We start from the raw sequence: 20,549 nt of genomic DNA, 5'->3' as shown, positions 1-20,549 counted from the left end.
CATCGCCAGACCGTGGGGTGGCGATCCTTAGTTTGTGGTGGGCACTTTATTCCAGCCAAATCCGTGCACTGTTCGAGCGGTGCGCTGGCGGAGACAAATCGCCAGCCCATGCGGGCGGTCTGGCGATGGCGCGGCGGCCTATCGGCCTTTGCTCCGCGCCATGCACCTCGCATATAGTCTAATTCTCAAGGTCTTCCGGGCTCATGCTAGGTTTGTATTTCCGACCCTTTCGGTTTGGGGCAAAAACGGACCATGTCATGGCATCAGCTCGCATTTCCCAAACCATTCGATTATAGGCTGTCATTACCTTGATGAACGTTGGGTGCCCTGCGATCTCGACGTCAACCAACTCTTCCTGAGCATCAGCAAATGTCCGGAAATACTCTCCTGCAAACTTCAAAGCATCCGCCGACGCATACAACGTGAGAATACCTATCTCGCGCTGCATTTCTATTGACGAAATTTGGTTTGGCAAGTGGGCTTCATTCGGGCTTGGGCAGAACTTTAGAAAGTCCCTGTAGGCAGTTCGCTTACGCTCTAAGATATTCTCGGACTGAGAGAAAATTTTTCCAAAAAGGAAACTGGCTGCACTCAAACATAGACCCGAAAACCCGATAAGCGCAGCTTCCCAAGTCACCTTGACAATCCACCATGCAGGTTCGGCATATCCAACGCCGCAAACCCATAGTGCCGCAGCCAGCGCAGGTCAGAATCAAAGAACGCCCGCAAATCTGGAATGCCATATTTCAGCATCGCCAGACGGTCGATACCGATGCCAAAGGCAAAGCCCTGATAGACCTCGGGGTCAATGTTGCCCGCGGCGATCACCTTGGGGTGGACCATACCCGAACCCAGAATCTCCATCCAGTCGTCGCCCTCGCCGATCTTCAGCTGACCGTTATCCCAGGAACAGCGGATATCGACCTCGGCCGACGGCTCGGTGAAGGGGAAGTGCGAGGCGCGGAAACGCAGTTCGACATCGTCGACCTCGAAGAAGGCCTTTACGAACTCTTCCAGAACCCATTTCAGGTTCGCCATCGAGATGCCTTTGTCGATGGCCAGCCCCTCGACCTGATGGAACATCGGCGTGTGGGTCTGGTCATAATCGGCGCGGTAGACGCCGCCCGGGCAAATCACGCGGATCGGCGCACCCTGCAGCTCCATTGATCGGATCTGCACCGGAGACGTATGGGTGCGCAGAACATGCGGCGGGCGATTATCGCCCTCGGCGCGGTGCATATAGAACGTGTCCATCTCGGCCCGCGCGGGGTGGTGTCCGGGGATGTTCAGCGCGTCGAAATTGTGCCAGTCGGTCTCGATCCGCGGCCCTTCGGCCACCGAGAAGCCCAGTTCGGCAAAGATCGCGGTCAGTTCCTCGGTCGCCTGGCTGACCGGGTGGATCGAGCCCTGACGGCGCGGGCGTGTCGGCAGGGTGGCATCCAGCCATTCGGTGCGCAGACGTTCATCCAGCGCGGCATCGGCCAAAGCGGCCTTTTTGGCGGACAGGGCCGAGTTGATCTCATCCTTCAGGGTATTCAGCGCGGGGCCTGCCACCTGGCGTTCCTCGGGCGTCATTTTACCCAACTCGCGCATCTTCAGCGCGACTTCGCCTTTTTTGCCCACGGCGGCGACGCGGATCGCCTCAAGCGCGTTCTCGTCGCCTGCCTCGGTGATTTGGCCCAGATATTTTGCCTTAAGATCGTCCATGACGCCCTCTGAATTTGGTCGCCAACCTGCTATCGGGCCAGCCCCGCGAATGCAAGCGGGACCGGGCGGATCAATAGCTGTATTCGGGGAAAATCCGGGTCAGATCACCGTTCCAGTCGCCGTTGTAGTGTTCCAGCAACTCATCCGCAGGCACTTTCCCGCTTTGGATGCTGTCCTTGAGCGCGTTGAGGAAATGGGTCTCGTCCGGCACCAGTCCACCGGCCCCGGGATAGGCGCGGGCTTTCAGGCCGGACTCGGAGATCGCAACAACCTCACGCGCCAGATCGTGCATGTTGATGTTGCCGACCTGTGCCTGAAGCCCGTCCTTGGCCGCCGCGACACGCAGCGCCTCGCGGGTCTCGGTGTCCCAGCCTTTGACCAGATCCCAGGCCGCGTCCAGGGCCGTCTGATCGTAAGTCAGGCCAACCCAGAAGGCGGGCAAGGCACACAGGCGCCGCCATGGTCCACCATCGGCCCCGCGCATTTCCATGAATTTCTTGATCCGTGCCTCGGGAAAGGCGGTGGTCAGGTGATCGGCCCAATCGCTGAGCGTGGGCGTTTCCCCCGGCAAGGCGGGCAGTTCACCTTTCAGGAAGTCGCGGAAAGACATGCCCAGCGCATTGATGTACTGGCCGTCGCGATAGACGAAATACATCGGAACATCGAGCGCGTATTGCACGTAACGTTCGAACCCAAATCCGTCTTCGAACACGAAAGGCAGCATGCCCGTACGCGCATCGTCCAGATGCCGCCAGATGTAACTGCGCCAGCTTTTCTGGCCATTTACCTTGCCTTCGAAAAAGGGCGAGTTCGCAAACAACGCCGTTGCCACCGGCTGCAAGGCCAGCGCCACGCGCAGTTTCTGCACCATGTCGGCCTCGGACCCGAAATCAATGTTGACCTGAACCGTGCAGGTCCGCCGCATCATGGCGCGGCCCATAGTGCCGACCTTCTCCATATAGTCGTTCATCAGCCGGTACCGCCCCTTGGGCATCAACGGCATTTCCTCGTGTGTCCAGGTCGGTGCCGCGCCCAGACCGATGAAACCTACGCCGATCTCATCTGCGATGTCCTTCACCTCACGCAGGTGGGTGTTCACCTCATCGCAGGTTTCGTGGATGGTCTCGAGCGGAGCACCCGACAGCTCCAGCGCGCCGCCCGGCTCCAGGCTGACATTGGCGCCGTCCTTTTCCAGACCGATCAGATGACCCGCTTCACGGACTTCGGCCCAACCGTGCCGATCCCGCAAACCTTCCAGCACGGCCACAATCGAACGGGTGCCCTCGAAGGGCAACGGTTTCAGCGTGTCCTTGCAGTAGCCGAATTTCTCATGCTCGGTGCCGATGCGCCAGTCTGCCTTGGGCTTGCAGCCCGACTCCAGATATTCGGCCAATTGCTCGTGGCGTTCGATCGGACCGCCGCCGGACTGAGGGATGGACATGAACCGTGCTCCGATCCTGATGTGTCTGTCTTTTGGCCAGTCGTGGGGGCAAACCGCGCCGGTGTCAATGCAGCCGAAGGTGTGCAGGGCGCGAGGGCGTACGCTCCCAGATAACGACCTTATGCGGCGATCTGCCGTTGAGTTCAGACAGCATTTGTTCGGTTTTCAAGCCCGGCAGGCTTGAGAAAACGTCGAACAGAGCTTCGGCTCCTTCAGCGTTCACAGGAATGTGAAGCGTCGGTTGCCCAGGCTGATCCAGAACCCAATGCGCCGGACTGGAGGTTGGATCAAGTGCAAGCCGTTCCATTTCTCGTGTCGCAACAATGCCGCCATCCAGAGGGCCGAGATAAGTGATTTGCCCTTCATCAACCGTAACGACGCCCTGCCCGCCTGCGCCGGTTCTGAACCGTGCGCGCTGTATGCCGATCACGGCCAATGCCGCGGACACGACGATCAGGAACCAACCGACCCAGGCCAGCAACCCACCCGGCCCGCTGACCCAACTGACGCCAAGGATCAGGACAAAAACCGAGACCAAAACTTCACGCCAGCGCCAAAGTGCCAGTTTTGCCTCTGGTCGAAAAAAGCTCATTACGCGGAATCCGTTTGATCGTTGAACAGAATCAGTGAGACCGAACCGGCCGGCATGAATCCAATCGCTATGTAAGCACGAGCGGCCGCATTTGAAGCGGCAAATAAGACGGCTCGGTTCACACCTGCCTCGCGCGCCTCTTTCAAATGCAAAGCGACAGCGGTGCGCGCATAACTTCGCCCGCGCAGCTCGCGAGGGGTAAATACACCACCTACCTGAACGACATCCGAAAGCGCCGAATTGAAGCCTGTCATCGCAACCGGTTGTCCTTTGTAGATAAGGGCTCTGTGACTGTCGCGCTCCAGATAACGTTTCAGGTCTTCTCTGGCCTGCTTGTCCAGTTCTTTGTGAAGCAAACCCGGCGTTTCCTGAAGGTATTGCTTCCGCCAGGCAATCACTTGATTGCGATCCACTCCGGCCAACGGAACAAGGCGCACATCTTCCATTTGAGGAACAACAAGGTTGTTCAGGTTAAGTGAGAATGCCGGTTCATCGTCATTGAGACCCGTCAGCCTGTCTCGCCAACCTGCGATTTTGACGAAGTCTCTAACCTGCGCCGTTTCACCGATGATTCCCGAGACAGCTCGGTTTTGGATCAAATCCCAGGCGGCAAAAAGCTCTGCACGCTTCACGTTGGGGCATTGCGGAAAGACTATTCCTTCATTGGTGATACCCAAGACACCGCGCAGCGGGTTACCCAGCAACCAAAACGACATGCCCCGAGGATGGGAACCACCCAGACCGAAATCTTCCAAATTGCCCAAAGGAAACATCGAGCTTTGGAGGTGGAGGCGCAAAAACCGCTGAACTTCTGGAACATCCTTCTGTAGTGCTGCGCGCCACATTACGCCCAATCCCCCAGCGCCTGCTGCCACATGGTCAGCGCAGCGACTGCCGCCGTGTCAGCCCGCAGGATACGCGGGCCAAGGCTGACAACATGCGCATAGGGCAACCCCGTCAGACGCGCGCGTTCCTTGTCGGAAAACCCTCCTTCGGGACCGATGAGAATCGCCCAGGGCCGTCCTTTTTCATTGGCGGCCAGTCGCAGGGCCGATCCAACCTCGGCTTCGTTGCAGAACATCAGTTGTCGATCTTCGGGCCATGCATCCAGCAGCCGATCCAACCGCTGCAAATCGGCAACCTCGGGCACGAAGGTTCCGCCGCATTGCTCGGCCGCCTCGACGGCATGGGCCTGCAACCGATCTTGTCGGATGCGTTCGGAATTGGTGAACTCGGTCTGCACCGGCATGATACGCGCCGCGCCCATTTCGGCGGCTTTTTCCACGATGAAATCGGTGCGGGCCTTTTTGATCGGTGCAAACAGGAACCACAGATCGGGCGGCATCTGCAACGGTTTCGTCTGCTCAAGGCAGGTCAGCGTCCCGCCGCGTTTCCCCGCCTCCGAGACTTCGGCCAACCACTCTCCGTCCTGTCCGTTGAACAGGGCGACCTGCCCTTTGACCGCAAGGCGCATGACACCAAACAGATAGTGCGCCTGGTCGCGCGTCAAAGGAACCGATTGCCCCTGACCCAAGGGCTGCTCTACATACAGTCTGATCTTCGCACTCATGAGACCCTACATATGCAAGGCAATGCCCCAACACCAGATAGTCAAGTCGCTGATGCCGTCAGTGGCAACTGGGTCGACACCCGTGCCCCGGCCTTTGCCCGCCCCTATCTGCGCCTCAGCCGCGCGGACCGGCCCATCGGGACATGGCTGCTGCTGATTCCCTGTTGGTGGGGGCTGGCGCTGGCGATCCTGAACGACGGTCAGCCACGTTGGGAAGATCTTTGGATCGCTATGGGATGCGCATTCGGGGCCTTTCTGATGCGGGGCGCCGGTTGCACCTGGAATGACATCACGGACCGGGAATTCGACGGGCAGGTCGAACGCACTCGCTCGCGCCCGATTCCTTCGGGTCAGGTCAGTGTCCGGCAGGCCGCAGCGTGGATGGTCCTGCAATGCATTCTGGCGCTTGGCATCCTTCTCAGCTTCAATCAGGCGGCAATCGCCATGGGCGTACTGTCCCTGCTGCCCGTGACAATCTATCCGTTTGCCAAACGGTTTACGTGGTGGCCTCAGGTGTTCCTCGGGCTGGCTTTCAACTGGGGCGCCCTTCTGGCCTGGGCGGCGCATAGCGGTTCCGTGGGATGGCCAGCGGTGACGCTGTACCTGTCTGGAATCGCGTGGACCCTGTTCTACGACACCATCTATGCGCATCAGGATGCCGAGGATGACGAACTGATCGGCATCAAATCAACCGCTCGTCTGTTCGGAGCCGATACAGCGCGGTGGCTGAAGTATTTTTTGGTGGCGACCGTGTCGCTGATGGGGCTGGCCATCGTCGATGCAGGGGTGCCGGATGCCTCGATGCTGGCATTGGGTGTTGCGCTCTGTGGGCCTTGGGCAATGGGCTGGCACATGATGTGGCAACTCCGCGCGCTGGACATCGAAGACAATGCCAGGCTGTTGCAATTGTTCAGGGTCAACCGCGACACTGGCTTGATTCCGCTGATCTTCCTCTGCGTCGCCCTGTTGCTCTGATTGCACCTGCTGAACGGGGCCTGTAAAGATCGGCCCAACCGCCTGAGGAGTGTCAAACCCAAATATGCGTCTGCCGTATTTTATCGTTGTTTCCCTGATCTTTCTTGTGTCAGCCGGGCTGTCGCTTTTGGCAGCCAGCTATGCCGTCACCAAGATCGAAGAGACATCGGAATTCGCCGTGCGCCGGGCGCTTGACCTCAAAGGGCACGACTGGGCCGAGGTCGAGTCAGACGGCTTGCGCGTGGTCCTGACCGGGATTGCACCGGATGAGGCGACACGATTCAACGCACTGACCGCAGCCGGAACCGAGGTCGATGCGTCCCGCGTAATCGACGAAATGGAGGTCGAAGCGACCTCTGCCCTCGCGTCACCACGCTTTTCGGCAGAAATTCTGCGCAATGAACACGGTATCTCGATCATCGGTCTGATCCCCGCCAGTGAAGACAGGGACGACCTGATCAGACGGCTGAGCAATCTCGACCGCAACATCGCGGTCTCGGACCTGATGGAAACGGCGGATTACCCCAAGCCCGACGGTTGGGATGCAGCGATATCCTATGCCATCGAGGCTTTGGCCAGCCTGCCGCGTGCCAAAATCTCCGCAAACGCCGATTTGGTCAAAATCACCGCCATTGCGGACAGCCAACAGGAAAAACAACGTCTCGAACAAGATCTGACCCGCGCCGCGCCGCCCAGCCTGCGGATCGGGCTGGCGATTTCGGCCCCCCGGCCCGTCATTACGCCCTTTACGCTGCGTTTTCTGATCAACGAAGACGGTGGGCAATTTGACGCCTGCTCGGCACAGGATGCAAAAGCGCGCGACCGGATCGTGACCGCTGCGCGCGATGCCGGCTTGTCGGGGCCATATTCCTGCACCATCGGTCTGGGCGAGCCTTCGCCACGCTGGGCCGAAGCCGCCGAGAAGAGCATTCGGGCACTGGCCAGAATCGGCAAAGGCTCGGTCACGATGTCGGATGCGGACATCACCCTGGTCGCGGCACAAGGCACCGATCCAGCCTTGTTTGACCGGGTTGTAGGTGAACTTGAAACAGCGTTGCCTCAGGTCTTTGCCCTGCATGCCGTGCTGCCGGAACCTGAAACCAGCGAACAGACCGGGCCCATCGAGTTCTCGGCGACCCGCAGCCCCGAAGGGCTTGTGCAACTGCGAGGGCGTCTGGGGGATGAAACGTTGCGGGACATGGTCGACAGCTATGCCCGCGCGGCCTTCGGCTCGGATCAGGTCTATACCGCGACCCGCATCGCGCCGGGGCTTCCGGCAGATTGGCCGGTGCGTGTTCTGGCCGGCCTGGAGGCGTTGGCCCAGCTTCACAACGGGGCCCTGACCGTAACACCAGGCTCGGTCGAACTGACTGGCCTCAGCCATGAAGAGGATGCCAAGGCCCGGATCGCAGGTCAGTTGTCGGACAAGCTGGGCGAAGGGCAGGAATTCACCCTGACGATCACTTATCAGCCGCCGCCAGAGCCCGAAGACGCGCTGCCCGATCCTGAAGTCTGCGAAGCGCAGATCGCCGAAATCCAGACCGTCAGCAAAATTGCGTTCGAACCCGGATCGGCGACGATCGCATCCGACTCGCGCGATACGGTGAACCAGATCGCCGACATCCTGCGTGACTGCGGGCCGATCCGGCTGGAGATCCAGGGCCATACGGACAGCCAGGGCCGCGAAGAGATGAACCAGCAGCTCAGCCAGGCACGGGCGCAATCGATTCTGAACGAGCTGCGCGGGCGGCGCATTCCCACCAGCAGCTATACTGCCGTCGGGTACGGTGAAACACAGCCCATCGCGGACAACGACACCGAAGAAGGCCGCGAGGAAAACCGGCGGATCGAGTTCCGGCTGATCCGCCCCGAGCCTGTCGAGGCCGCGGAAACAGGTCTCGAAGCGCTTGAGGCTGAGGCCGAGGCTGACGCGCCTGAAACGGATCAGACCGAAACGACCGCACCTGATGCGGATGCAGAGGACCAGTAAGTTGAACAGAACCGAATTCATCATCGCCACAGCCGTCATTCTGTTTGCGGCCTTCTGCATGGGTTGGTTTGCCAACTGGCTGGCACACCGCCTGTCCCGCGTCCGCCAAAGCGACGTCGCTGATCTGGATCGCATGAGCCAGGAACTGCACGAAGCGGAAGAAACCCGCGATCAGGCCATAACCTACCTTCAGCAGCGCGAAGCCGAGCTGACCAATCAGCTGACCCAGACAGAGGCAGAACTGGCCGCAGCCATGGACGGTCTGCGCGCCGCGCGGCAAGAGGCCGAGGAAATGCGCGGTCGGATCAACAACGCCGACTGAGCGACCGCCGTCCCGGACGGCTCACAGGACCTGCGCCAAATCCGCAATCAGGTCTTCGGGGTCTTCCAGACCAACCGACAGCCTAAACACATCATCCACTGCGCAATTCCCATAACGTGCCAATTGCACCCCTTCCAATCGGAAGGACGATTGCATCAAAGCTTCGGTTCCCATCCAGAATATCAGACTGCGATGATGGCCAAGCGACACGGCATAGTGAACGATCCGGAGTTTATCGATCATCTGCCGGGCAAACGCACCGCTGGTCGGGGCCAGGCTTTTTCCGAATGAATTGTCTGTGTCGCAAGGCCTTAGTGATTCAATCCGTGGTGCTTGCCGCCATCCTATCGATCCATTTTCACGGCTTTGGTGCAGGCTCGTGAACCGGCGTCCAGAGAAGAATTGAAACCGCTCGGATCCCAGAACCACCGCGGTGGCCGCGCGACGCTACCAACGGGTCAGAGCGTCTTCGTCCTGATCTTTGGCCGCAACCCATTCGGCGCCGGAACGGGTAATTTCCTTTTTCCAGAACGGCGCGCGGGATTTCAGGTAGTCCATCAGATATTCGGCCGCCTCGAACGCGTCCTTGCGATGGGGCGCCGCCGTGGCCACCATCATGATCTTGTCACCCGGTGCCAGACGTCCAAAACGGTGAATGACCAGCACATCGCCCAATGCCCAACGCGCCTGCGCCTCTTGGGCGATCTTGGTCAGGGCACGTTCGGTCATACCGGGATAGTGCTCGATCTCCATCACATCCAGATCACCGCTTGCAAGGTCACGCACAACGCCGGTGAAAGTAACGATGGCCCCGTTGGCATCATCCCCGGCGGCAAAGGCATTGGCCTCGGCCCCCAGATCAAATGCCTCTTCCTGAACCGCGATCCGCATCGGTCAACCGCCCGTCATAGGTGGGAAAAACGCAACTTCCCGAACACCTGCCAGCGAAGCATCGAAATCTGACAGTTCCTGATCCAACGCGACGCGAAGGGCGGACAAATCGGCAAACGCCGCGGCATAGCGATCTTCCCGAGCGCTCAGTTCAGCCACCAGGTCGCTGACCGTGGCCGCTTGCGTTTCGACCTTTTCTTTTGGCAAGCCGATGCGTTCGCGCACCCAGGCGAAATACAGAACATCCATCGGTTAGCTCTCCTTCAGATGAGGCATGGCTTTACGTAGATAATCATAGCCGGTGATCAATGTAAGCGTTGCCGCGATCCACAACAGCCACAGCCCGACCTGACCGGCCCAGTACATACCATCGACATTCAGGCGCAGGTGGTTCACGTCTTCGACCTGCCCCGCAATGATCTGCTCGACCAGCTCGGCATCCATGCCAAAACTCGCCATCACGGCATAGTGTTCAAAGATGCCCTGCGAAAACAGAACCGCGATGGCGACCATCTGGGCCGTGGTCTTCCATTTCGCCAGTTTGGTGACTTTGAGCGTGCCGGCCACATCGCCCAGGTATTCCCGCAGGCCCGAGACAAAAACTTCGCGAAACAGGATCACGGTTGCAGGAAGGACAAGCCACGGTGTCCAGTGCTCGGTCGAATAGCCCACAAGGATCATAAGCGCGATCACTACCATGGCCTTGTCGGCGATCGGATCCAGCATCGCTCCGATTTTGGTCTCTTGCTTCCATGCGCGGGCCAGATACCCATCGAACCAATCGGTAATCGCCGCTGTCAGGAACAGGATCAGTGCAAACCAGTCCGCATAGGGACGGGTGAAATACAGAAACATTACAGCCAGTCCGGGCGCGGCCAGCAGGCGCAGCACAGTCAGGAGATTGGGTAAATTCCACTTCATGGCTTGGACCCTATATTGCTGGTCCGGAACAGAAAAGCCAATCAGGCAAAAAACTTCATCACTCACAATCGCTTGGTCAAAGCGCCGCAGGCCTGACGTCTCAGAACAGTACCTCTTGGCCTTTCCCGGCTTTGCGGTCAGATTGCCGCGCAAGCCCAGCCGGAAAGTACCAGATGACAGCGCATATTCAAACCGACACACGGTCAAACATGATCGGCAGCCTCTGGATGGTCGCCGCGATGGCCGGTTTTGCGCTGGAGGATGCGTTGCTGAAAGCCGCCTCAGCCGCGCTGCCGATCTGGCAGGTTCTGGTTCTTTTCGGCGCGGGCGGGTCCGTGGTATTTGCCGCGGTGGCCCTGGCGCGCGGGCAGCGGCTGCTGCACCCTGACGTTCTGTCCCGCCCGATGAAAATTCGGGTGCTGTTCGAGGTCTTTGGTCGGTTGTTCTATGTTCTGGCCATCGCACTGACTCCGTTGTCTTCGGCCACTGTGATTCTGCAAGCCACGCCTCTGGTCGTTGTTGCAGGCGCGGCGCTGTTCTTCGGCGAGACAGTGGGTTGGCGGCGCTGGAGCGCCATCTTTGTCGGCATGATCGGCGTCGTCGTCATCCTGCAACCCACCGGAGACAGTTTTTCGCTGTTGTCGATATTGGCGGTGCTGGGAATGCTGGGGTTTGCCGGGCGTGACCTGGCCAGCCGTGCAGCACCCGCCACGCTTGGAACCGAAGTCCTGGGGTTTTACGGCTTCCTCAGCATCATCGTGGCCGGCGTGGCCTATCGGTTTTGGGAAGGCGCGCCGATGGTCTCGCTCAGCGTGCACACAAGCCTGCACCTGACCGGCGCGGTGCTGATGGGCGTAATGGCTTATGCGTCGCTGATGAAGGCCATGCGCACGGGTGAAGTGTCTGCCGTGACCCCGTTCAGATACACCCGGCTGTTGTTCGGCATCGGGTTGGGGGTGGCCATGTTCGGTGAAAGCCTGGACCCTACCATGTGGATCGGCAGCGCGCTGATCGTCGCGTCGGGCCTCTATATCCTGTCGCGGGGTCGGCGCGCCTAGCCCTTGTCGTGGAAGAAGTCGTAAACCTTCTGCGCCAACCCGGCCGAGATCCCTTCGACCGCTTTCAGATCGGCCAGATTGGCCCGGCTGACGGCTTTGGCGCTGCCGAAATGGGCCAACAGAGCACGCTTGCGCGCAGCCCCTACCCCTGGGATTTCATCCAAAGGCGTTGCACCCACGGCCTTGGCGCGTTTCGCACGATGGGTGCCGATGGCGAACCGGTGCGCCTCATCCCTCAAACGTTGAATGAAATACAAAACAGGGTCGTTGCGTTTCAGCGCAAAGGGGCGCTGGCCGATCCGGTGGAACTCTTCCTTGCCGTGATCGCGGTCGACCCCTTTGGCGACGCCGACCATGGGAATGTCTTCGACCCCATGTTCGACCATGATCTGATGCACGGCGCTTACCTGCCCGGCACCGCCATCGATCAGCAGCAGATCGGGCCACAGCCCTTTGTCGCGGTCCGGGTCTTCCTTTTGCAATCTGGTGAAGCGGCGGTTCAGCACCTCTTTCATCATGCCGAAGTCGTCACCCGGTGTCAGATCATCACCGCGAATGTTGAACTTGCGGTAAGCGTTCTTCATGAATCCCTCGGGGCCCGCAACGATCATGCCGCCGACAGCATTGGTGCCTTGGATATGAGAGTTGTCGTAGACCTCGATCCGTCCCGGCGAACCGTCCAGTTCGAACGCCTCGGCCAGCCCGCGCAGCAGCTTGGCCTGCGTGGCACTTTCCGACATGCGGCGGGCCAGAGCCTCGCGTGCGTTGCGCAAGGCACCGGCAACCAGTTCCTGTTTTTCGCCACGCTGCGGCACAAGGATTTCGACCTTGCGCCCGGCTTTTTCGGCCAGCGCCTGCTGCATCAGATCCACGTTTTCGATTCCGTCCGACAGGATCAGCTGCCGCGGCGGTTCCTTGTTGTCGTAGAACTGGCCCAGAAAGGCCTCCATCACCTCGGCAGGTGAAACATCCGGCCCGACGCGCGGATAGAAATCCTTGTTGCCCCAGTTCTGGTTCGCACGGATGAAAAACACCTGCACGCAGGCCTGACCGCTTTCCATATACAGGCCGATCACGTCCGCCTCGGCCACACCGCGCGGGTTGATACCCTGAGAAGTCTGCACCTGCGTCAGCGCCCGGATGCGGTCACGCAGACCGGCGGCGCGTTCGAACTCCATCGCCTCGGATGCGGCCATCATCTGCTCGGCCAGTTCCTCCTGTACCTTGGTCGAGCGACCCGACAGAAAGCGTTCGGCGTCCTTCACGCTTTCACGGTAATCCTGCTTCGAAATCAGGCCGACACACGGCCCGGAACACCGTTTGATCTGATACAGAAGGCATGGCCGCGTTCGGCTGTCGAACATCGAATCCGAACAGTTGCGCAGCAGGAACGCTTTTTGCAACTGGTTCAGCGTCCGGTTCACCGCACCGGCACTGGCGAAGGGGCCGAAATAGGCACCTTTTTCCTTCTTCGCCCCTCGGTGTTTCTTGATCTGCGGAAAGTCATGATCCTTGGCGACCAGGATGTTCGGAAAGCTTTTGTCATCCCGCAACAATACATTGTACTTGGGTTTGAGCTGCTTGATCAGGTTCTGCTCCAGCAGCAGGGCCTCGGTCTCGGTTCGCGTGGTCAAAAACATCATCGAGGCCGTCGCGGCGATCATCTTTTCGATCCGCCCCGAATGACCCGGCCGTGTGTAATTCGACACCCGTGCCCTGAGATTTCGGGCTTTGCCGACATACAGAACCCGGCTGTCTGCATCGAGCATGCGGTAGACACCCGGAGAACTGTCCAGCGTTTTCACATAGCGCTGAATGCAGGCATAGCCGGTAGGGGATGATTCGCTGTCGCTGGTCATGATCCTGAGATATGATTCTCTGGCAATGGCTGCAATCTCATGCCTTTCAGATCAAGAGAAAACAAATCCACGGTTTCTGTGGATAAGTGTGAAGATAAAATTCCGGAAGATCGGAAATCCCCTTGTTTCCTTGCCCTTTCCTTTACTTGCACAAAAAATAGGCAACTTATCAAGGGCTTGTTTTTAAAGGATATTTTTTTGCATACTTAGCAAGTGTATGAAAAAAAAGACATTTTTGTAACGCACATGTAACAGGATTGAGAGCGGTGCAAAACTTGCAGCAAAATTACTTATTCTACACCCAGAACATCCGGTGTTTTCCAACCCAGATGCTGACCGCCGTCCACACATAAAAGCTGTCCGGTGACCGCGTGTGCATCCAGAAAATACCCAAGCGCTGCGGTTATGTCAGACGGGTTGGATCCCCGTTCCAGAACGGTATTTGAACGCTGTGCCTGGAAATGCTCTTCGCTTTGGCGGTGGCCCTGCATCGTGGGGCCCGGCCCGATCGCATTGACGCGGATCGTCGGAGACAATGCCTGCGCCGCCGTTCGGGTCAGTGCCCACAAACCCATTTTTGCGATGGTGTATGACATGAACTCGGGTGTCAGTTTGCGCACACGCATGTCCACCATGTTGATGATGAGGCCGGTTGCAAGCGGTTCGCCATTCTCATCTGCGCCAGCGCTCAGCCCCTGATCTGCCATGGCCTGCGTCAGCACAAAGGGCGCGCGCAGGTTGCTGTCGAGATGTCGATCCCAGCTTTGCCGGGTTGCCGTGCGGATGTTGTCGTATTCAAAGATCGATGCGTTGTTCACCAGACACGTGATCGGCCCGCCCAGCGCCTCGGCCGCTTTGGGCAGCAGCGCCTGAACCTGAGCTTCATCCAGCAGATCGGCCTTCAGGGTCACGGATTTCCGGCCCAGGGCCTGTACCTCTGCCGCCGTCTCCTGCGCCGGACCTTCGGATGAGGCATAGTGCACCGCCACATCGAAACCACGATCTGCCAGATACAGTGCCATGGCCCGGCCCAGACGAATACCGGCGCCGGTGACTAGGGCTCGGGTCATGCTTCACCTCGTTTGGTCAGATCACACCAGCAGTACGATGACATAAAGCACATAAAGGAAAGTCAACACCAACCCCCAGACGCGCGAGATGTCGCGTTTGAGGAATACAAACGGAACCAGCAGCAGCGATGCGCCCAGCATGACCCACAGATCGAACCGAAGGAATTCCGGATCGACCGGAATACGGCCGAACCAGGTTGCGATCCCGATGATGGCCAGAAGGTTGAACATGTTCGAGCCGATCACGTTGCCCAGCGCGACATCGGCCTGTCTGCGCAATGCCGCCATAAGCGTCGTCGCCAGTTCGGGCAAAGAGGTTCCAACCGCGATCAGGGTCAGGCCGATGACCGTTTCGCTGACCCCATAGGTTCTTGCGATGACGGTCGCGTTGTCGACAAGTAAGTGCGCACCCATCGGAAGCCCCACCAACCCCAGGATCAGGTAAATCGATACCTTCCAGTAGGGCATGTCAGGGTCGGCTTCCTCCAAGCCTTCAAGCTCGTCGTCATCCGCGCAAGCCTCACCACAGGCCTTGCGATGTGCTTTTGCCTCACGAAAGGCAGTCATCAGGACAAGACTCAACGCCGCCAGCAGGATCAGACCGCTGAAGAAGGTGAATGTTCCGCAAAAAGCCAGCCCGATGAACAGAACCGTCGCCAGCAGCATGAAGACGTAATTCCTGCGGCTGTCACATTCACTTGTGTGAAGCGTTGCCAGCAATGCGGGCAGTCCAAGAACCAACAGGATGTTGGCCGTGTTCGATCCGACAACGTTGCCCAGCGCAATACCGGGCGCGTTCTCTTTCAATGCGCTGATGGCGATCAGCAACTCGGGCGCAGACGTGCCGAAGGCCACAATCGTAAGGCTGACGATCAACGCCGGAACACCCAGACGCAGGCTCAGGTTTACAGCACCGCGCACAAGCGCATCGCCTGCAAGCAGCAGGATCAACAGCCCAAGACCAGACAGCAGCCAAGTGGTGATCAAGTCCGACCTCCTTTTTCGCAGGCGCAGGGGCCTTTGCCTATGCGAAACCGTCCGCAGCGCGGACACTTGGCGGAACTCAGTTTCTTCTGCCCCGGAAAGCGCAGTTTTCCGAACATCGCCAGGACGCCCATGCCGATCAGAAAAAGTGTGACAGCCTTGATGATCACGTCACAAACCGAAACGCGCGTAGGCCGCACGCTCCTCTAATCCGGCAATGGCATCCTGTGCCAGGCTGGCCCCGAACCGCGACCAGATCGGTTTTCGCACGCCATAACGGCGGAACTTGACCTTGTCGCCAAAGCGCTCCTGCATCTTGGGTTTCAGATGGGCGATACCGTCGATCAAACCCAGTTCGTGCGCACGACGCGCCAGCCAGATTTCACCCGTGAACAGATCGGCCGTTTGATCCAGCTTGTCACCCCGGCGGGCTTTGACATGCGCGATGAAGTTTTCATGGATATCGCTCAGCAGCCCTTGCAGGCGCGCTACATCCTCTTTCTTTTCCGGCGAGAAGGGATCCAGCATCGATTTCGATTTGCCCGCCGTATGGATCCGCCGCTCGAACCCCTGCCGCGCCAGAAAGACATGCGCGCCAAAACCTGCCGAAATGACTCCGATCGAGCCAAGAACCGAACTGTCATCGGCCCAGATCTCATCCGCAGCGGCAGCCAGCCAATACCCTCCGGATGCCGCAACATCTTCGACAAACCCGATCACGGGCACGTCCAGCTCTTGCGACAAACGCCGAATTCGGGCGCCAATCAGAGAACTTTGTACGGGCGACCCGCCCGGAGAGTTGATCTCGAGCGCGACAGCCACAGGTTTTCCCTTTCGAAACGCCTTGTCGAGAACCGGGGCCAGGGTGGTGTCGTTCAAGGACCCGGGACCGGCCATTCCAATGGAACCGGACAAACGGACAACGGCCACGCAAGGGTGCTTTTTTACAAACGGCAGGCTGAGCTTCATGGGTGCCGATGTAGAGTGCCCCCAACCCGTAAACAAGGGACTCTGCCGGCGTTAAACGCGACGTGAACCAAATTCCCACACCCGGCGGGCAAAAATGCAACGCCTTGGCGAGGGTCAGCTGCGAATGCGCCAGCCGGTTTTGAATATCCAGCCGATGACCGCCAGGCACAGCCCTGTAAAAGCGACGATGGCAACAAGGCTGAAAACGATCGGCACATCTGCCAGCCCGTAAAAGGACCAGCGGAAACCCGAAATCAGATAGACCACGGGATTGAACAGCGTGATGGTCTGCCACAATGGGGGCAGCATAGAAATCGAATAAAACGTACCCCCCAGAAAGATCAGTGGCGTTACCACCAACTGCGGCACCAGCGACATCTGTTCGAAGTTGCTGGCCCAGATACCGATGATGAATCCCAGCAACGAAAAGCTGAGACAGGACAGGATCAGAAACGCCGCCATGGCGAATGGATGCTCGATCCGAATATCGACAAAAAACGTCGCTGTGACCAATATCACCAACCCAACAAACAACGCCTTCGTTGCGGCGGCACCGACATATCCGATCACGATCTCGATGAAATTGACCGGAGCGGACAACAGCTCGTAGATGGTGCCCAGGAACTTGGGAAAATAAATCCCGAACGACGCGTTCGAAATCGACAATGTCACCACCGACAACATGATCAGCCCCGGCACGATGAACGCACCGTATGAAACGCCCTCGACCTCTTGGATACGGCTGCCTATGGCAGTGCCAAACACCACGAAATAAAGCGAAGTTGACAGAACCGGCGACAGAAAACTCTGTGCCAGAGTGCGAAAGAAACGGGCCATTTCGAACCGGTAGATGGCAGCAATCGCGGTCCAGTTCATGCGGCCTCTCCGGATACCAGATTGACGAAAATCTCTTCCAGGCTTGATTGCCTGGTCTGCACGTCGCGCAACACCAACCCGGCCTCGGACACGTCATTCAGCAAGGTCGTTATGCCGGTACGATCCGCATGGGTGTCGTAGGTATAGATCAGGCAATCCCCCACGCCATTGAGGGCAAGATTGTGGCTGGCCAGACTGTCGGGGATCCGATCGATGGGTTCGGTCAGCATGACTTCGATCTGCTTTTTACCCATCTGCGACATGAGTGTGGCCTTGTCCTGCACCAGCAAAAGCTCTCCCTTGTCGATGACGCCAATGCGATCCGCAATTGCTTCTGCTTCTTCAATATAATGTGTGGTCAGAATGATGGTGACACCGTCCCGTTTCAGTTCCGCCACAAGCTCCCACATGTCCTTGCGCAACTCGACATCCACTCCGGCAGTTGGCTCGTCCAGAAAAAGCACCCGGGGTTCATGGGCCAGGGCCTTGGCGATCAGCACCCTCCGCTTCATGCCGCCGGACAATTCCTTGATCGCGTTATTGCGCTTGTCCCATAGGGACAGCTTGCGCAGAATCTCTTCGATCCGCGCGTTGTCCTTGCCAAGGCCGAACAGCCCGCGCGACAACCGAACCGTGTTCCAGACCTTTTCAAAGGGCTCCAACGCGATCTCCTGCGGTACAAGCCCGATCATCCTGCGCGCTGCGCGATAGTCGGACTGGATGTCATGTCCACCAACCGTGACCACCCCCGAGGTCGGGTTTGTTATCCCGCAAATCGTCGAAATCAGGGTTGTCTTCCCGGCGCCATTTGGTCCCAGAAGCGCAAGTATCTCACCCTCTTCAATATCCAGAGACACACCCTTCAGCGCCTCGAACCCATCGGCGTAAGATTTGCGAAGATCTTTGATGGACAAAATGGTCGTCATATCCGTTCCCCGTTCCGACCGAGACCCTATCGCGCGGAACCAGCCTGTAACAGGGCAATTCCGCACAACGTGCTGCGCATTTTCTAGTGGTTGTCAGAACCATGCTCAATTCCAACTTGCAATCCGTCAACCCACCCGCAAACTCTGCCACAACGGAGGGCGCTGATGCTGAATGGAATACGTATTGTCGAAATCGAAGGGCTGGGCCCCGGCCCTTTTGCCGCCATGCAGCTTGCTGATCTGGGCGCCGACGTCATCACGATCCATCGCAAAGGCCAGGCAGTAACACCGGGCATGCCGGACCGCTCGCTTCTGGACCGCGGCAAACGATCGATCGCGCTTGATCTGAAGGATCCCGAAGATCTGGCGACCGCCCGCCGCCTGATTGACACGGCGGATGCACTGATCGAAGGCTTTCGCCCCGGTGTGATGGAGAAGCTGGGTCTTGGCCCGGATCTTTGCCTAACCCGCAACCCAAAACTGATATACGGCCGCATGACAGGCTGGGGGCAGGATGGTCCGCTGGCCGACACGGCAGGACATGACCTGAATTACATCGCCTTGTCCGGTGCGCTCTGGTACGCCTCTCTCCCGGATCAGCCGCCTCAAACCCCGGCCACTTTGGTCGGCGATATCGGCGGAGGCGCCATGTACCTTGTCGCGGGCATCCTGGCAGGTTTGATCAACGCGCAAAGAACCGGAAAAGGCACCGTGGTTGACGCCGCCATCTACGACGGCTCGGCCCATATGATGAACCTTCTGATGACCATGCGCCAAACCGGCAACCTGTCCGAGACCCGCGGCCAAAGCCTGCTGGACGGCCCGCATTGGAGCCGAACCTACGCCTGCGCGGATGGTGGATTTGTTTCGGTCCAATGCCTCGAACCAAAATTCTACGCCCGATTTCTGGAAATCCTGGGCCTGTCCCATGACCCGGCGTTCCAACAACAATACACCCGCAAGTTCTGGCCCGACCTGACCCGGCGCCTGGCCGAGATCTTCTCATCCAGACCGCGCGACCATTGGGCCAAATTGTTCGACGGGTCAGATGCCTGCGTCGCCCCGGTTCTCAGCCCCGACGAGGCCGCAGCCCATCCGATGAATGCGGCCCGTCAATCCTGGCGCAAGACAGACTGCACCCTACAGGCCGCCGCCGCCCCACGCTTCTCCACACACCGGTGGCAACCGAAGCCCAGCCCGGCTCGCGGCCAGCACACAACCGAGATCCTGAGCGACCTCCAAGCCCCCGAAAGCACCTGACGCACGCTTCATCTGGCCGGAAATATCCCGGGGGTGAATTGGCCAGCGGCCAAGAGGGGGCTGGCCCCCTCCCACGCGCCCTACCCGCCGCGCACCGTGTCGATCATCAGCTGAACATTCTCAGGATCTGCATCCGGTGTGATCCCATGGCCGAGGTTGAAAATATGCGGCCCCTTGGAAAATGCGCGCACGATGCGCCGGGTCTCATCCACCAGCGCCTGCCCGCCCGTAACCATGTGCGACGATGCCAGATTGCCTTGCACACAGCCATCAATCTGCACCTTCTCAGCTGCCCATTCGGGCGACACGGAATTGTCCAGCGCCACGCAATCCACGCCGGTCGACCTTGCAAACCCTATGTACCCGTCGCCTGCTTCCCGCGGAAATCCAATCACGGGGATGCCGGGATGGCGTTCCTTGATGGCGTGCGTGATCACCCGGCACGGCTCGACCGCGTATTTGCGGAAAGCTTCGCCCTTCAAAGACCCCGCCCAACTGTCAAATATCTTGACCACCTCGGCCCCGGCGTCGATCTGAGCGGACAGATATTCTATCGTTGCCGCGGTGATGCGATCCAACAGCGCCTCGAACAAAGCAGTATTACCTTCGCGCAGCGCATGGGCGGGACCCTGATCCGGCGTGCCGCGCCCTGCGATCATGTATGTGGCAACTGTCCACGGCGCGCCTGCGAATCCGATCAAGGTGGTCTCGGACGGCAATTCCCGCGACAGAATGCGCACCGTTTCGTAAACCGGTGACAATGTCTCGTGAATCGCGTCAACCGGTTTCAACGCATCAAACTCGGCCTGCTGCGTGATGGTGGACAAACGCGGGCCTTCGCCGGTCACGAACCAAAGGTCAGCCCCCAGCGCCTGTGGAACCAGCAGGATGTCGGCAAACAGGATCGCCGCATCGAACCCATATCGCCGAATTGGCTGCAAGGTAACTTCTGCTGCCAGTTCAGGATTGTAACACAGTGACAGGAAATCCCCGGCCTGAGAACGTGTGGCCCGGTATTCCGGCAAATACCGACCCGCCTGACGCATCATCCAGATCGGCGGCACATCCTGTACTTCGCCCGCCAGCGCCCGCAGCAGTTTCTTTGTCTCGGCCATGTTCGCCCCCAGCATTCAGGTTT

At 59.0% G+C, this 20,549-nt stretch carries 22 protein-coding genes; 5 read left to right on the top strand and 17 right to left on the bottom strand.

The features are described 5' to 3' along the window. Nucleotides 1-178: 178 nt before the first annotated feature. The 6 genes from NOR97_RS00520 to NOR97_RS00495 all read right to left on the bottom strand — a co-directional run bounded on the left by NOR97_RS00520 (nucleotide 179) and on the right by NOR97_RS00495 (nucleotide 5,310). Nucleotides 179-637 (bottom strand): hypothetical protein, encoded by a 459-nt coding sequence (locus NOR97_RS00520; protein WP_170346278.1) that lies wholly within the window; start codon nucleotides 635-637, stop codon nucleotides 179-181. Next, nucleotides 634-1,707: a phenylalanine--tRNA ligase subunit alpha gene (gene pheS / locus NOR97_RS00515; RefSeq protein ID WP_257599902.1), complete on the bottom strand. Its 1,074-nt coding sequence runs from the start codon at nucleotides 1,705-1,707 to the stop codon at nucleotides 634-636. The genes NOR97_RS00520 and pheS overlap by 4 nt, the downstream gene beginning before the upstream one ends. Nucleotides 1,708-1,777: 70 nt before the next feature. After that, on the bottom strand, nucleotides 1,778-3,148 hold the full coding sequence (locus NOR97_RS00510) for a glutamate--cysteine ligase (RefSeq protein WP_170346276.1): 1,371 nt from the start codon (nucleotides 3,146-3,148) through the stop codon (nucleotides 1,778-1,780). A 64-nt stretch (nucleotides 3,149-3,212) separates the two neighbouring features. Then, a complete protein-coding gene (locus NOR97_RS00505) occupies nucleotides 3,213-3,740 on the bottom strand; it encodes a hypothetical protein (RefSeq protein ID WP_257599901.1) in 528 nt (175 codons plus the stop codon). Beyond that, nucleotides 3,740-4,585: a GNAT family N-acetyltransferase gene (locus NOR97_RS00500; RefSeq protein WP_257599900.1), complete on the bottom strand. Its 846-nt coding sequence runs from the start codon at nucleotides 4,583-4,585 to the stop codon at nucleotides 3,740-3,742. The genes NOR97_RS00505 and NOR97_RS00500 overlap by 1 nt, the downstream gene beginning before the upstream one ends. After that, nucleotides 4,585-5,310, bottom strand: coding sequence for a 16S rRNA (uracil(1498)-N(3))-methyltransferase (locus NOR97_RS00495; RefSeq protein WP_170346273.1), 726 nt, complete (start codon nucleotides 5,308-5,310; stop codon nucleotides 4,585-4,587). The genes NOR97_RS00500 and NOR97_RS00495 overlap by 1 nt, the downstream gene beginning before the upstream one ends. Nucleotides 5,311-5,322: 12 nt before the next feature. On the opposite strand from NOR97_RS00495, the gene ubiA reads away from it, so the two are divergent. The 3 genes from ubiA to NOR97_RS00480 all read left to right on the top strand — a co-directional run bounded on the left by ubiA (nucleotide 5,323) and on the right by NOR97_RS00480 (nucleotide 8,597). Further along, nucleotides 5,323-6,285 carry a 4-hydroxybenzoate octaprenyltransferase gene (gene ubiA, locus NOR97_RS00490; protein ID WP_257599899.1) on the top strand — a complete coding sequence of 321 codons (963 nt, stop codon included), beginning with the start codon at nucleotides 5,323-5,325 and terminating at the stop codon, nucleotides 6,283-6,285. 64 nt (nucleotides 6,286-6,349) lie between these two features. Beyond that, on the top strand, nucleotides 6,350-8,275 hold the full coding sequence (locus NOR97_RS00485; RefSeq protein ID WP_257599898.1) for an OmpA family protein: 1,926 nt from the start codon (nucleotides 6,350-6,352) through the stop codon (nucleotides 8,273-8,275). A 1-nt stretch (nucleotide 8,276) separates the two neighbouring features. Then, nucleotides 8,277-8,597, top strand: a complete 321-nt coding sequence (locus NOR97_RS00480; RefSeq protein ID WP_117870533.1) for a hypothetical protein — start codon at nucleotides 8,277-8,279, stop codon at nucleotides 8,595-8,597. 21 nt (nucleotides 8,598-8,618) lie between these two features. Here NOR97_RS00480 and NOR97_RS00475 read toward each other — a convergent pair whose 3' ends face one another. From NOR97_RS00475 to pgsA, 4 genes are all read right to left on the bottom strand, one after another. Further along, nucleotides 8,619-8,840 carry a PLP-dependent transferase gene (locus tag NOR97_RS00475; protein WP_257599897.1) on the bottom strand — a complete coding sequence of 74 codons (222 nt, stop codon included), beginning with the start codon at nucleotides 8,838-8,840 and terminating at the stop codon, nucleotides 8,619-8,621. A 204-nt stretch (nucleotides 8,841-9,044) separates the two neighbouring features. After that, nucleotides 9,045-9,488 carry a molybdenum cofactor biosynthesis protein MoaE gene (locus NOR97_RS00470; RefSeq protein WP_170346270.1) on the bottom strand — a complete coding sequence of 148 codons (444 nt, stop codon included), beginning with the start codon at nucleotides 9,486-9,488 and terminating at the stop codon, nucleotides 9,045-9,047. 3 nt (nucleotides 9,489-9,491) lie between these two features. Continuing rightward, the gene (gene moaD / locus NOR97_RS00465) at nucleotides 9,492-9,737 is read right to left on the bottom strand and encodes a molybdopterin converting factor subunit 1 (protein WP_010443581.1); all 246 of its coding nucleotides are present in this window, start codon (nucleotides 9,735-9,737) and stop codon (nucleotides 9,492-9,494) included. A gap of 3 nt (nucleotides 9,738-9,740) precedes the next feature. Next, nucleotides 9,741-10,409 carry a CDP-diacylglycerol--glycerol-3-phosphate 3-phosphatidyltransferase gene (pgsA, locus tag NOR97_RS00460; RefSeq protein ID WP_170346269.1) on the bottom strand — a complete coding sequence of 223 codons (669 nt, stop codon included), beginning with the start codon at nucleotides 10,407-10,409 and terminating at the stop codon, nucleotides 9,741-9,743. A gap of 173 nt (nucleotides 10,410-10,582) precedes the next feature. Here pgsA and NOR97_RS00455 point away from each other — a divergent pair, with 173 nt between their 5' ends. Continuing rightward, a complete protein-coding gene (locus NOR97_RS00455) occupies nucleotides 10,583-11,467 on the top strand; it encodes a DMT family transporter (RefSeq protein ID WP_257599896.1) in 885 nt (294 codons plus the stop codon). On the opposite strand, the gene uvrC is transcribed toward NOR97_RS00455, so the two are convergent. From uvrC to NOR97_RS00425, 6 genes are all read right to left on the bottom strand, one after another. Continuing rightward, the gene (uvrC, locus tag NOR97_RS00450; RefSeq protein ID WP_257599895.1) at nucleotides 11,464-13,326 is read right to left on the bottom strand and encodes an excinuclease ABC subunit UvrC; all 1,863 of its coding nucleotides are present in this window, start codon (nucleotides 13,324-13,326) and stop codon (nucleotides 11,464-11,466) included. The two genes, NOR97_RS00455 and uvrC, sit on opposite strands and share 4 nt — an antisense overlap. 290 nt (nucleotides 13,327-13,616) lie before the next feature. Beyond that, nucleotides 13,617-14,396: an SDR family oxidoreductase gene (locus NOR97_RS00445; RefSeq protein ID WP_257599894.1), complete on the bottom strand. Its 780-nt coding sequence runs from the start codon at nucleotides 14,394-14,396 to the stop codon at nucleotides 13,617-13,619. A gap of 21 nt (nucleotides 14,397-14,417) precedes the next feature. Further along, a complete protein-coding gene (locus NOR97_RS00440; RefSeq protein WP_257600815.1) occupies nucleotides 14,418-15,380 on the bottom strand; it encodes a calcium/sodium antiporter in 963 nt (320 codons plus the stop codon). A gap of 171 nt (nucleotides 15,381-15,551) precedes the next feature. Beyond that, the gene (locus tag NOR97_RS00435) at nucleotides 15,552-16,349 is read right to left on the bottom strand and encodes a S49 family peptidase (protein ID WP_170346265.1); all 798 of its coding nucleotides are present in this window, start codon (nucleotides 16,347-16,349) and stop codon (nucleotides 15,552-15,554) included. Nucleotides 16,350-16,463: 114 nt separating this feature from the next. Beyond that, nucleotides 16,464-17,225 (bottom strand): ABC transporter permease, encoded by a 762-nt coding sequence (locus NOR97_RS00430; protein WP_170346264.1) that lies wholly within the window; start codon nucleotides 17,223-17,225, stop codon nucleotides 16,464-16,466. Further along, a complete protein-coding gene (locus NOR97_RS00425) occupies nucleotides 17,222-18,151 on the bottom strand; it encodes an ABC transporter ATP-binding protein (RefSeq protein WP_170346263.1) in 930 nt (309 codons plus the stop codon). The genes NOR97_RS00430 and NOR97_RS00425 overlap by 4 nt, the downstream gene beginning before the upstream one ends. 165 nt (nucleotides 18,152-18,316) lie before the next feature. Between NOR97_RS00425 and NOR97_RS00420 the strand changes: the two genes are divergently transcribed. After that, entirely contained in the window at nucleotides 18,317-19,411 is a 1,095-nt protein-coding gene (locus tag NOR97_RS00420; RefSeq protein ID WP_257599893.1) for a CaiB/BaiF CoA-transferase family protein, read from the top strand. 80 nt (nucleotides 19,412-19,491) lie between these two features. On the opposite strand, the gene hemE is transcribed toward NOR97_RS00420, so the two are convergent. After that, a complete protein-coding gene (gene hemE, locus NOR97_RS00415) occupies nucleotides 19,492-20,526 on the bottom strand; it encodes a uroporphyrinogen decarboxylase (protein WP_170346261.1) in 1,035 nt (344 codons plus the stop codon). Nucleotides 20,527-20,549 lie beyond the last annotated feature (23 nt).

Source organism: Ruegeria sp. YS9 (assembly GCF_024628725.1).
In the GTDB taxonomy this organism is placed as follows: domain Bacteria; phylum Pseudomonadota; class Alphaproteobacteria; order Rhodobacterales; family Rhodobacteraceae; genus Ruegeria; species Ruegeria atlantica_C.
This window is presented reverse-complemented; position numbering and strand designations above follow the sequence as displayed.